Genomic DNA, 12938 nt, shown 5'->3' with positions numbered 1-12938 from the left:
CGGGGTGATCCGGTTCGCCCGGACGCCCGGATCGGCCTCACCGGCCGCATCCGTACGCGGTGAAGCCGCGGAAAACACCCGTGACCGCCCGGCAACGGCGGCGCAACGTACCCACGTCAGGATCGTGCCATGACGGCGTCGAACCCCCTCAGCGACGAGTCCATCCTCCATCTCGACAGCACGGCGCACCTCATGAACAGCATCAGCAGCAGACTCGCCGACCGGCTCCGGCTCGTCTCGCCGAGCGGACGCCGCCGTCCCGCCCCGCCCGCCCTCGTCCTGGTCGCCCACGGCAGCCGCGACCCGCGCGCGCTGCGGACCGTACGGGCCCTGCGGGACCGGGTGCGCGAGCAGCGCCCCGGCCTCCCCGTCCACCTGGGGCACATCGAGCTGAACGAGCCCCTGCTCCCGGACACCCTGGCCGCGCTGGGCGCGACCCCCGCGATCCTCGTACCGCTGCTTCTCGGCCGGGGGTACCACGTGAAGCGCGACATCCCCGAGATGGCGGCCGCCTCGCCCGCACGCACGCGCGTGGCCGCCCCGCTGGGCCCGCACCCGCTGCTGGTGGACACCCTGCACGCCCGTCTGCTCGAGGCCGGCTGGCCCCCGGGCCAGGACGCCGCCACGCGCCGGACGGGCGCGGTCGTCCTCGCGGCGGCGGGCTCGCGCGACCCGGACTCGGCCGCGGACACCCGCCGCACGGCCCGCCTCCTCGCCGAGCGCCTCGGCGTCCCCGTCGTCCCCGCCTACGCCTCGGCGGCCGCCCCGACGGTCGACACCGCGGTGCGGGCCCTGACCGCACGCGGCCGCGACCGGGTGGCGATCGCCTCCTGCTTCACCGCACCGGGGCGGTTCGCGGCCCAGTGCGCACGGACGGCGCCGTGGATCGTCTCGGCCCCCCTGGGCGCCCACGAGGCGATGGCCCGTCTGGTCCTGCACCGCTACGACCGGGCGCAGACGCCGGTTCGGGCGGACCTGGCGTCGGCCTGAGCCCGAGGGCGGCCCTTCCCGGCGGGCGCGGGACCGCGGCGGCGTGCGGCTCCGCCGCGCGGGCGCGCCACGACGCACCCGCGGCGGCGGCCCGACACACCCCGGCGGGCGATCCGGCGCCCCGTACCCCCGATTGTCACCACCGCCCCGTACTGTCGAGCCATGGAAGGCACCGCAGTCACCGGCACCGCAGCCGCTTCGGCCTACGACCAGGCCTCGGTCGAACGCTGGGCGCCCGAACCCGACAAACGGCCGGGCCGCACCGCCTTCCAGCGCGACCGCGCCCGCGTCCTGCACTCCGGGGCCCTGCGCCGCCTGGCCGGCAAGACCCAGGTGGTCACACCGGGGACCTCCAGCCAGGCCTGGGACGCCAGTCCCCGCACGCGCCTGACCCACTCCCTGGAGTGCGCCCAGGTCGGCCGTGAGCTGGGCGCCGCCCTCGGCTGCGACCCCGACCTGGTCGAGGCGGCCTGCCTCTCGCACGACCTCGGCCACCCGCCCTTCGGCCACAACGGCGAACAGGCCCTGAACGAGTTCGCCGACGACTGCGGCGGCTTCGAGGGCAACGCCCAGTCCCTCAGACTGCTCACCCGGATCGAGCCCAAGCGGTTCACCCCCGAGGGCTCCGTCGGCCTCAACCTCACCCGCGCCGCCCTCGACGCCGCCACCAAGTACCCCTGGCCGCGCGGCGCCCACCCCACCGACCCGGCGTCCGTGAAGTTCGGCGTGTACGAGGACGACCGCCCGGTGTTCGACTGGGTGCGCAGTACCGCCCCCGGCACCCGCACCTGCTTCGAGGCACAGGTCATGGACTGGTCGGACGACGTGGCCTACTCGGTGCACGACGTCGAGGACGGGCTGCACGCCGGCCACATCGACCCGAACTGCCTGCACGCCGAACCCGAGCGGCGGGCGGTGTTCGAGGTCGCCGTCGGCCGGTACGTTCCGGCGGACACCGATCCGGCCGAACTGGCCGAGGCCCTCGACCGGCTCCAGGACCAGCAGTGGTGGCCGCACGGCTACGACGGCACGGCGGTGGCCCAGGCCCGCCTCAAGGACGCCACCAGCCAGCTCATCGGCCGGTTCTGCCTGGCCGCGGAGGGCGCGACCCGGGCCGCGTACGGCGGCGGCCGGCTCACCCGCTACGGCGCCGAACTCGTCGTGCCCCGCGCGACCCGCATGGAGTGCGCGGTGCTCAAGGCGGTGGCCGACCGGTACGTCATGCAGCGCGCCGAGCAGGAGCGGCTGCGCGCCGACCAGCGGGTGGTCGTGGCCGAACTGGCCGAGGCGCTCACCGCCCGCGCGCCGGACGGCCTGGACCCCCAGTTCCGGGCCCTGTTCGACGCGGCACCCGGCGATCACGCGCGCAAGCGGGTGATCGTCGACCAGATCGCCTCCCTGACCGACGCCTCCGCCCGCTCGCTGCACGCGAGACTGACGGGGCATATCCAGCGGGAAAGTGCCCCGCCGGTGGCCTGATCGGGGCACTCCCCCTTCCCGCAGCCCGCCCGGTGCGGGACGCTCGCATGTGGCGGCACCCTTACGAGGAGGCATCAAGTGGTCGACGCGGATCAGACATTCGTCATCGTCGGAGGCGGCCTCGCCGGCGCGAAGGCGGCCGAGACGCTCCGCGCGGAGGGCTTCACCGGCCGGGTGATACTGATCTGCGACGAGCGCGACCACCCGTACGAGCGCCCCCCGCTGTCCAAGGGCTACCTGCTCGGCAAGGAGGAGCGGGACAGCGTCTTCGTGCACGAGCCCGCCTGGTACGCGCGCAACGACGTCGAGCTGCACCTCGGCCAGACCGTGGACCGGATCGACCGCGCCGCGAAGACGGTGCGCTTCGGCGACGACGGCACCCTCGTCCACTACGACAAGCTGCTGCTCGCCACCGGCGCCGAACCCCGCCGCCTTGACATCCCCGGCACCGACCTCGCGGGCGTGCACCATCTGCGCCGCCTCGCCCACGCCGAGCGGCTCAAGCGCGTGCTGGCCGCGCTCGGCCGGGACAACGGCCACCTGGTGATCGCCGGCGCCGGCTGGATCGGCCTGGAGGTCGCGGCGGCGGCCCGCGAGTACGGGGCCGAGGTGACGGTGATCGAGCCGGCGGCGACCCCGCTGCACGGCGTCCTCGGCCCCGAGCTGGGCAACGTCTTCGCGGAGCTGCACCACGCCCACGGCGTCCGCTTCCGCTTCGGGGTGCGGCTCACCGAGATCGTCGGCCAGGACGGCGTGGTCCTCGCCGCCCGCACCGACGACGGCGAGGAGCACCCCGCCCACGCGGTGCTCGCGGCGATCGGCGCGGCCCCGCGGACCGCCCTGGCCGAGGCGGCGGGCCTGGAGCTGGCCGACCGGGCGCACGGGGGCGGGGTCGTGGTCGACGAACGGCTGCGGACGTCCGACCCGGACATCCACGCGGCCGGCGACGTCGCCGCCTTCCCGCACGCCCTGTTCGACACCCGGCTCCGCGTCGAGCACTGGGCCAACGCCCTGAACGGCGGCCCGGTCGCCGCCCGCGCGATGCTCGGCCGGGACGTCGCCTACGACCGCGTGCCGTACTTCTTCACCGACCAGTACGACCTGGGCATGGAGTACAGCGGCTGGGCACCGCCCGGGTCGTACGACGAGGTGGTCATCCGGGGCGACGCGGGCAAGCGGGAGTTCATCGCGTTCTGGCTCCGGGAGGGCCGCGTACTGGCCGGAATGAACGTGAACGTGTGGGATGTCACGGAGCCCGTCCAGAACCTCATCCGCTCCCGCGCCCGGGTGGACACCGACGCGCTCGCCGACCCCCACGTACCCCTCGACGGCCTCGCCTCCTGATCCCCGCGGGCGCCGGGCAGCGTGCCGGGGGGTGTCGGTCCGGCCCCGTAGAATCGCATCGTGGCAGGACGGATCAACGACGAGGACGTGAAGGCGGTACGGGACGCGGTCCCGATCGACGCCGTGGTCTCCGAGTACCTCCAGCTACGCAACGCCGGCGGCGGCAACCTCAAGGGGCTCTGCCCCTTCCACGACGAGAAGTCGCCGTCCTTCCAGGTCAGCCCGAGCAAGGGACTCTTCCACTGCTTCGGCTGCCAGGAGGGCGGCGACACCATCACCTTCGTGATGAAGGTGGACCACCTCTCCTTCTCCGAGGCGGTCGAGCGGCTCGCCGCCCAGGCCGGCATCACCCTGCGCTACGAGGAGGGCGGGTACAACCCCGCCCACCAGCGCGGCGAGCGCATCCGTCTGGTCGAGGCGCACAAGATCGCCGCCCAGTGGTACGCCGAACAGCTCGCCCGGAGCGCCGAGGCCGAGACCGGCCGGGTCTTCCTCGCCGAGCGTGGCTTCGACCAGGCGGCCGCCGTGCACTTCGGCGTCGGCTACAGCCCCCAGGGCTGGGACCACCTCACCCGCTATCTGCGCGGCCAGGGCTTCACCGACAAGGAGCTGCTGCTCTCCGGCCTCTCCCAGGAAGGCCGCCGCGGCCCCATCGACCGGTTCCGGGGCCGTCTGATGTGGCCCATCCGGGACATCGGCGGCGAGGTCGTCGGCTTCGGCGCCCGCAAGCTGTACGAGGCGGACAACGGGCCCAAGTACCTGAACACGCCGGAGACGGCGATCTACCGCAAGTCCCAGGTCCTCTACGGCATCGACCTGGCCAAGCAGCACATCGCCAAGACCAGCCGGGCCGTCGTCGTCGAGGGCTACACCGATGTCATGGCCTGCCACCTCGCCGGGGTCACCACGGCCATCGCCACCTGCGGCACGGCCTTCGGCGGCGACCACATCAAGATCCTCCGCCGGCTCCTCATGGACAACGGCTCCGCCCGGGTGATCTTCACCTTCGACGGTGACGCGGCCGGGCAGAAGGCGGCCCTGCGGGCCTTCGAGGACGACCAGAAGTTCGCCGCCGAGACCTACATCGCGATCGCCCCCGACGGCATGGACCCCTGTGAGCTGCGCCTGGCCAAGGGCGACGAGGCGGTCGCCGACCTGGCCCAACCGCGCACCCCGCTCTTCGAGTTCGCGCTGCGCCAGATCGTCGCCCGCTATGACCTGGACACCCCGGCCGGCCGGGCCGCCGCCCTGGACGAGGCCGCCCCGATCGTCGCCCGCATCAAGAACAGCGGCGCCCAGCACGAGGTCGCCGTCGAGCTGGCCGGGATGCTCGGCATCCTCGACACCCAGTTCGTGGTCAAGCGGGTCGCCCAGCTCGCCCGCTGGGCCCGCGAACGCGGCAAGGGGGGCCCGCAGCAGCAGCCCCGCGGCCCGCAGCAGCAGTGGGAGACCGGCCCCCAGGGCGCGGCCCCGTCCGGCCCGGCCCTCACCCTGCGCAACCCCGTCCACGCGGCCGAGCGCGAGCTGCTCAAACTCGCCCTCCAGCGCCCCGACCTGGTCTCCCCGGCCTTCGACGCGTACGGCGTGGACGAGTTCACCGCCCCGCCCTACGCCGCCGTGCGCCTGACCATCGCGGAGGCGGGCGGCGCCGAGTACGGCGTCGAGGACGGACAGGGGTACCTGGTCCGCGTCCGGGACGCCGCACCCGACGACACCGCCCGCGCCATGGTCACCGAGCTGGCCGTCGAACCGATCCTGCGCCGCACCGTCGACGAGACGTACGCGGGCACGGTGCTGGTGCAGATCCGCCGCCGTGCCGTGGAGCGCCGCATCCGCGACATCCAGTCCCAGCTCACCCGCCTGTCCACCGGCGGGGACCCGGCCCAACTGGCCGCCGTGCAGAACGAGATGTGGGTCCTGCAGCAGTACGACCAGGCTCTGCGCGAACGGGGCGCCGCAGCGCTGTGAGGGGCCGGTCCCGGCCGTGCGTCGGCCGGGCCGGATATCCGCCGCGTCACGAAGCGGACGCAAAAAGTCACCGCACGCCCCTCGTGGCGGCGATGTGTCTTCCCCCACACTGGGGGCGGTGCCCGAGTCCCCGGTGCCTGCCCCAGGAGGTCGCCCCCCGTGCAGACCCGTACCCTCACCCAGACCGACACCAGCGCCGCCGGCACGGCCGACGGGCCCGGCGCGGAGTCCGGAGTCCTCGTGGCCGTCCCCCCGCAGAGCCGCGCCTTCGGCCACCCCGAGGCGGGCCAGGAGCAGACCGGTGAGCCGGCGGAGCCACCCGCCGAGGCGCTGGCGGAGGAGCCCGCTGAGCCCGCTGAGCCCGCCGAGTCCGCCGAGCCGGCGGGGCCCGCGGTCGCCGCGCGGGCCGAGACCGGCGGCCCCTCCGCGGATCTGTTTCGCCAGTACCTGCGCGAGATCGGCCGCATCCCGCTGCTCACCGCCGCCGAGGAGGTCGACCTCGCCCGCAAGGTGGAGGCCGGACTGTTCGCCGAGGAGAAGCTGAGCGGCACCCCCGACCTGGACAGCCGGCTCGCGCACGACCTGGACCGGCTGGTCGTCATGGGCCGGATGGCCAAGCGCCGGCTGATCGAGGCCAACCTGCGGCTCGTGGTGTCCGTGGCGAAGCGGTACGTCGGCCGCGGCCTGACCATGCTCGACCTGGTGCAGGAGGGCAACCTCGGGCTCATCAGGGCCGTGGAGAAGTTCGACTACGCCCGCGGCTACAAGTTCTCCACCTACGCCACCTGGTGGATCCGGCAGGCCATGTCCCGAGCCCTGGCCGACCAGGCCCGCACGATCCGGGTGCCCGTGCACGTGGTGGAACTGATCAACCGGGTCGTCCGCGTCCAGCGCCGCATGCTGCAGGAGCGCGGCTACGAGCCCGCCCCCGAAGAGGTCGCCGCCCAGCTCGACCTGCCGCCCGAGCGCGTCCGCGAGGTGCTGCGGCTCGCCCAGGAACCGGTGTCCCTGCACGCCCCGGTGGGCGAGGAGGACGAGGTGGCCCTCGGCGACCTCATCGAGGACGGCGACGCCGCGAGCCCCGTGGAGTCGGCCGCCTTCCTGCTGCTCCGGGAGCACCTGGAGGCCGTGCTCTCCACCCTCGGCGAGCGCGAGCGGAAGGTCGTCCAGCTCCGCTACGGCCTCGCCGACGGCCGCCCCCGCACCCTGGAGGAGATCGGGCGCCTGTTCGGTGTCACCCGGGAGCGGATACGGCAGATCGAGTCCAAGACCCTCAACAAGCTCCGCGACCACACGTTCGCGGACCAGTTGCGGGGCTACCTCGACTGACCGGGGCCGCCCACCAGGTGAGCGGCCCCCGCCGCGGGATCAGTCCACCTCGGCCACGGCCTGGGCGAACTGGGCCTTGTACAGCCGGGAGTACGCCCCGTCGGCCGCCAGCAGCTCGTTGTGCGCGCCCTGTTCGACGATGGAGCCGTTCTCCATCACCAGGATGGTGTCGGCGTCCCGGATCGTCGACAGCCGGTGCGCGATGACGAACGACGTACGGCCGTGCGCGAGCTTGGCCATCGCCTTCTGGATCAGCACCTCGGTACGGGTGTCCACGGAACTCGTGGCCTCGTCCAGCACCAGGATCACCGGGTCGGACAGGAAGGCCCGAGCGATCGTGATGAGCTGCTTCTCACCGGCGCTGACCCCGGAGCCCTCGTCGTCGATCACGGTGTCGTAGCCGTCGGGCAGGGTGCGGATGAACCGGTCCGCGTGGGCCGCGCGGGCCGCCTCCTCGATCTCACCCCGGGTGACGTCGCCCACCCGACGGCCGCCGCCGTCCTGACCGGGTGCGCTTCGCGCGCCCCCTTCCACACCGGCACCGTAGGCGATGTTCTCGGCGATGGTGCCGCCGAACAGCCAGGTGTCCTGGAGCACCATGCCGATGCCCGAGCGCAGTTCGTCCCGGGACATGCGCCGCACGTCCACCCCGTCCAGTGTGATGCGCCCGCCGGAGACGTCGTAGAACCGCATCAGCAGGTTGACCAGCGTGGTCTTGCCCGCACCGGTCGGGCCGACGATCGCCACCGTCTGCCCGGGCTCCACCGTCAGCGACAGATCCTCGATCAGCGGCTTCTCCGGGTCGTACCGGAACGACACGTGTTCCAGGCACACCCGTCCGCGCAGTTCCTCGGGGCGCACGCCCGGCACCGGATCCGCCTCCTGCTCCTCCGCGTCCAGGAGTTCGAAGACCCGCTCCGCCGAGGCGACACCCGACTGCACCAGGTTGGCCATCGACGCGACCTGCGTCAGCGGCATCGAGAACTGCCGCGAGTACTGGATGAAGGCCTGCACATCACCGATCGACAGCGCGCCCGACGCGACCCTGAGCCCACCGACGACGGCCACCAGCACGTAGTTGAGGTTGGACACGAACATCATCAGCGGCTGCATGGCGCCGCTGTTGAACTGCGCCCGGAACCCGGCCTCGTACAGTGCCTCGTTCTGCTCGGCGAACTGCTTCGCCGACTCCTCCTGCCGGCCGAACACCTTCACCAGGGTGTGACCGGTGTACATCTCCTCGACGTGCGCGTTCAGCTTGCCGGTGGTGCGCCACTGCTGCACGAAGTGCGGCTGCGACCGCTTGCCGACCCGGGTGGCGACCACGAACGACAGGGGCACCGTCACCAGCGCGACCAGTGCCAGCAGCCAGGAGACGTAGAACATCATCACCAGCACACCGATGATGGTCAGCACCGCGTTGATGAGCTGGCCCATCGACTGCTGGAGCGTCTGCCCGATGTTGTCGATGTCGTTGGTCGCGCGGGAGAGCACCTCACCGCGCTGGCGCTTGTCGAAGTACGACAGCGGCAGCCGCGACAGCTTCGTCTGCACCGACTCGCGCAGCCGGTACATGGTGCGGTTCACCGCGCGGTTGACCAGCCGGGTCGCGACCGCCATCAGCAGACCGGCGACCAGGAAGGTGCCGAGCGCGAGCAGCAGCACCTGCCCGACGGCACCGAAGTCGATGCCCTCGCCGGGGGTGAAGTCGGTGCCCCTGAGCATGTCCGCGATCTGGCCCTGGCCGTGCTCGCGCATCGACTGGAGCACCTGCTCCTTGGTGTCCCCGGCCGGCATCCGGCGGCCGACGATGCCGGCGAAGACCAGGTCGGTGGCCCTGCCGAGGATCTTCGGGCCGAGCACGCTCAGGGTCACGCTGACGACCACGCACAGCAGCAGGGCGTAGATGGTGACCCGCTCGGGCCTGAACTGGGCGACGAGCCGCTTGCCCGAGCCCTTGAAGTCCATCGAGCGCTGGTCGGGGCCGCCCCCGGCCATCATGCGTCCCATGGGCCCGGCCATCAGGCTGCCTCCGCTTCCGTCAGCTGGGAGAGCACGATCTCCCGGTAGGTCTCGTTGGTGGCCATCAGCTCGTGGTGCCGGCCGGTGCCGACCACCCGTCCCTCGTCCAGCACGATGATCCGGTCGGCCTCCCGGATGGTGGCCACCCGCTGGGCGACGATCACCACGGTCGCGTCGGCGATCTCGCGGCCGAGCGCGGTGCGCAGCGCCGCGTCGGTGGCGTAGTCCAGCGCGGAGAAGGAGTCGTCGAAGAGGTAGATCTCCGGGCGCTGCACCAGCGTGCGGGCGATGGCGAGCCGCTGCCGCTGACCGCCGGAGACGTTGGTGCCGCCCTGCGCGATCGGCGCGTCGAGCCCGCCCTCCAGCCCGGTGACGAAGTCCTTGGCCTGCGCCACCTCCAGTGCCTGCCACAACTCCTCGTCGGTGGCCTTCGGATTGCCGTAGCGCAGGTTGGTCGCGACCGTCCCGGCGAACAGGTACGGCTTCTGCGGCACGAGCCCCACGGTCGAGGCGAGCAGCCCCGGGTCGATCTCGCGGACGTCGACGCCGTCCACGAGGACCTCGCCCTCGGTGGCGTCGAACAGCCGTGGGACCAGGCCGAGCAGCGTCGACTTCCCGCTGCCGGTCGAGCCGATCACGGCGGTCGTCTCACCCGGCCGGGCCACCAGCTCGACGGCCTTCAGCACCGGCTCCTCGGCACCCGGATAGCGGAAGCCCGCGCCGCGGATCTCCAGCCGCCCGTGCCGGTGCAGCTCGGTCACCGCGGCGACCGGCGGCACCACGCTGCTGTCGGTGCCCAGGACCTCCTCGATGCGCTCGGCGCACACCTCGGCGCGCGGCACCATCATGAACATGAAGGTGGCCATCATCACGGACATGACGATCTGCATGAGATAGGCGAGGAACGCGGTCAGGTCACCGATGGCCATCCCGCCGCTGTCGATGCGGTGGGCGCCGAACCAGACCACCGCGATGGAGGACACGTTCACCACGGTCATGACGATCGGGAACATGAGGGCGAGCATCCGGCCGGTGGCGAGCTGCATGTCGGTCAGGTCCCCGTTGGCCTTCGCGAACCGGTCCTGCTCGTACTCGTCCCGGACGAAGGCGCGGATCACCCGGTTGCCGGTGATCTGCTCGCGCAGCACCCGGTTCACCGTGTCCAGGCGCGTCTGCATGGACCGGAACAGCGGCCGCAGCCGGCGCACGATCAGCGTCACGGAGACGCCGAGCACCGGCACGACGGCGACGAGGACCGCGGACAGCGGCACGTCGAGACCGAGCGCGAGCACGATCCCGCCGACACACATGATGGGCGCCGACACCATCAGGGTGAACGACATCAGGACCAGCATCTGGACCTGCTGTACGTCGTTCGTCGTACGGGTGATGAGCGACGGCGCCCCGAAGTGACCCACCTCACGGGCGGAGAACGACTGGACCCGGTCGAAGACCGCGCCGCGCACGTCCCGGCCGAGCGCGGAAGCGGTCCGGGCGCCGAAGTACACCGCGCCGATGTTGCACACCACCTGCGCCAGCGAGATGCCGATCATCAGGGCGCCGAAGGACAGGATGTGGTCCGTGTCGCCCTTGACGACACCGTTGTCGATGATGTCGGCGTTGAGCGTGGGCAGGTAGAGGGTGGCGCAGGTCTGCAGGAACTGCAGCAGCACCAGCAACGCTATGGGTTTTTTGTAGGGCCTGAGATAGGTCCGTAGAAGTCGTATGAGCACGCTACGTCTCTCGGAGTCGGCGACAGGGGCTGGTCGATGCGCCCTTGGCCCCTATCGTCGGACACTCCACCCGTGTTACCTCAACCGATTAAGCCATCGGCGTTTCCCCGCGCCCACCGGGGTCCGGGCGGTCACGGACGGAACGCTCCGGGGTGGGTCTGCTCCCGCACCGACACGAACTGCTGACGCACCGCCTGCCCCACGGCCAGGTCCTCGCCCGGTTCCAGCACCTGCGCGGCCGCGCCGTTCCAGGCGGGCGGGGTGCGCGGATCGAGCGCCCCCTGCGACACCCCGAGCGCCCAGGCGGCCTGCCGGGCCGCACCGATCGCCGCGTAGTCCGCCGGCTGCGGTACGACGACCTGCGCGCCGAACAGCGACGGTGCCGCGGCCTGGACCGCGGGCAGCTCGGCGGCCGCGCCGAGCAGGAACACCCGCCGCACCTCGACACCCCGCCCGCGCAGCACGTCCAGCGCGTCGGCCAGCCCGCACAGCATGCCCTCGAACGAGGCCCGCGCCAGATGCTCGGGCTTCATCGACTCGCGCCGCAGTCCCGCCAGGGTGCCCGCGGTGTGCGGAAGCTGCGGTGTCCGCTCGCCCTCCAGGTACGGCAGCAGCACCAGCCCGTGCGACCCCGGCGTCGACTTCATCGCCAGGTCGGAAAGGCTCTCCAGATCGGGCAGACCGAGCAGTTCGGCGGTGCCGCGCAGGGTGCGCACGGCGTTCAGGGTGGTCACGACCGGCAGGTGCATGCCGGTGGCGTCGGCCAGGGAGGTGATCATCCCGGACTGGTCGGTGAGCGCCTCCGGGTGCACGGCCATCACGGACCCGGACGCGCCCAGGGAGACCACCGCGTCCCCGAGCCCGATCCCGAGACCGAAGGCCGCGGCCATGGTCTCGCCGGTCCCGGCGGAGATCAGCAGCCCCTCCGGAGTGGTGCCGGCCGCGTCCGACGGGCCGATCACCTCGGGCAGCATCACCTGGTGGCCCAGCGCCAGTTCGACCAGGTCGGGCCGGTAGCCGCCGGTGGCCGCGGACCAGTACCCGGTGCCGGAGGCCCCGCCGCGGTCCGTGGTCCGCCGCACCGGCCGCCCCAGGAGCTGCCAGACCAGCCAGTCGTGCGCCTGCAGCAGCAGGGCGGTGCGCTGCGCGTTCTCGGGTTCGTTCTTGGCGAGCCAGCGCAGCTTGGTCACCGGCTGCGCGGCCTGCGGCACGGACCCCACGGCCTGGGCCCAGGCCTCCCGGCCGCCGAGCGCGTCGACCAGGTCGGCCGCCGCGACCTGCGCCCGCTTGTCCCCGCCGACCAGGGCAGGCCGCACCGTGTTGCCCTGGGCGTCCAGCGGGACCAGCGCGTTCTGCTGGGTGGAGACCCCGATGGCCTGCACACCCTCCAGCAGGCCGCCGCCCGCCGCCTCGCCCAGGGACAGCAGCCAGGCCTGCGGGTCCACGTCACTCGGGCGCCCGCCGCCGTCCGGCGTCTCGACCGGATGCGGGGCGTACCCCTGCCTCAGCACGGCTCCGGTGTCCGTGTCGCAGACCACGATGCGCGTGAAATCGGGTGAGCTGTCCAACCCGGCGACTATCCCCATGGCGAAAATTCTGCCGCATCGCGGCGCTTGCTTCGGCCCTGGGCGCAGGGGTGCCGCGAGAGCGTTATGTGTTGCTCGTGCCCCAGTCGTCCTCGGGGGTGCCGTTCACGTTGCGTTCCCGCAGGGAGCGCACGCGCTGGGTCACCGACGCCGGGACCCGGTCGCCCACCTTGTCGCTGACCGTGTGGAACGCCTTGCCCGCGTACTGGCGGCCCTGCTGGGCGGCCGTCTCCGCGGTGTTCCGCACGGCGGGGTTCTCCGCGATCCGGCGAGCAGACTTCTTGAGCTGCTCGTAGCGCTCGCGTCCGGCCCTCGTGCCCAGCACGTAACCGAGGGCCACTCCGGCGAGGAACGTAAGCCGGTAGCGCATGGCTGCCACCCTTCCCAATGTCCGAGGTCTCTGGTGCGGCGTCGGTGCCGGGGAGTACCGATTGGCGGAGCACCCCCCTGCTTGCGCTAATGTATGTGTCGCAGCGAGCGCGCGCCC

General features: G+C 72.5%; 9 protein-coding genes. 5 read left to right on the top strand and 4 right to left on the bottom strand.

Annotated elements, in window-relative coordinates:
- Positions 1-129: 129 nt before the first annotated feature.
- From MXD57_RS07120 to MXD57_RS07100, 5 genes are all read left to right on the top strand, one after another.
- On the top strand, positions 130-990 hold the full coding sequence (locus MXD57_RS07120; RefSeq protein ID WP_250400452.1) for a sirohydrochlorin chelatase: 861 nt from the start codon (positions 130-132) through the stop codon (positions 988-990).
- A gap of 162 nt (positions 991-1152) precedes the next feature.
- Positions 1153-2469 (top strand): deoxyguanosinetriphosphate triphosphohydrolase, encoded by a 1317-nt coding sequence (locus tag MXD57_RS07115; RefSeq protein ID WP_250400451.1) that lies wholly within the window; start codon positions 1153-1155, stop codon positions 2467-2469.
- Positions 2470-2547: 78 nt separating this feature from the next.
- Entirely contained in the window at positions 2548-3813 is a 1266-nt protein-coding gene (locus MXD57_RS07110) for an NAD(P)/FAD-dependent oxidoreductase (protein ID WP_250400450.1), read from the top strand.
- Positions 3814-3873: 60 nt separating this feature from the next.
- Entirely contained in the window at positions 3874-5781 is a 1908-nt protein-coding gene (dnaG, locus tag MXD57_RS07105; RefSeq protein WP_250400449.1) for a DNA primase, read from the top strand.
- Positions 5782-5940: 159 nt separating this feature from the next.
- A complete protein-coding gene (locus tag MXD57_RS07100; RefSeq protein WP_250400448.1) occupies positions 5941-7110 on the top strand; it encodes an RNA polymerase sigma factor in 1170 nt (389 codons plus the stop codon).
- Positions 7111-7149: 39 nt separating this feature from the next.
- On the opposite strand, the gene MXD57_RS07095 is transcribed toward MXD57_RS07100, so the two are convergent.
- From MXD57_RS07095 to MXD57_RS07080, 4 genes are all read right to left on the bottom strand, one after another.
- A complete protein-coding gene (locus tag MXD57_RS07095; RefSeq protein ID WP_250400447.1) occupies positions 7150-9132 on the bottom strand; it encodes an ABC transporter ATP-binding protein in 1983 nt (660 codons plus the stop codon).
- Positions 9132-10865 (bottom strand): ABC transporter ATP-binding protein, encoded by a 1734-nt coding sequence (locus MXD57_RS07090; protein WP_250400446.1) that lies wholly within the window; start codon positions 10863-10865, stop codon positions 9132-9134. Before MXD57_RS07090 ends, MXD57_RS07095 begins: the two co-directional genes overlap by 1 nt.
- A gap of 131 nt (positions 10866-10996) precedes the next feature.
- On the bottom strand, positions 10997-12451 hold the full coding sequence (locus tag MXD57_RS07085) for a xylulokinase (RefSeq protein WP_250400445.1): 1455 nt from the start codon (positions 12449-12451) through the stop codon (positions 10997-10999).
- A gap of 64 nt (positions 12452-12515) precedes the next feature.
- Positions 12516-12821, bottom strand: coding sequence for a YtxH domain-containing protein (locus MXD57_RS07080; protein ID WP_250400560.1), 306 nt, complete (start codon positions 12819-12821; stop codon positions 12516-12518).
- Positions 12822-12938: the final 117 nt, after the last annotated feature.

It is taken from the genome of Streptomyces cellostaticus (assembly GCF_023630175.1).
In the GTDB taxonomy this organism is placed as follows: domain Bacteria; phylum Actinomycetota; class Actinomycetes; order Streptomycetales; family Streptomycetaceae; genus Streptomyces; species Streptomyces cellostaticus_A.
Note: the sequence above shows the minus strand (reverse complement) of the source record. Positions and strands in the feature narration are given on the sequence as shown.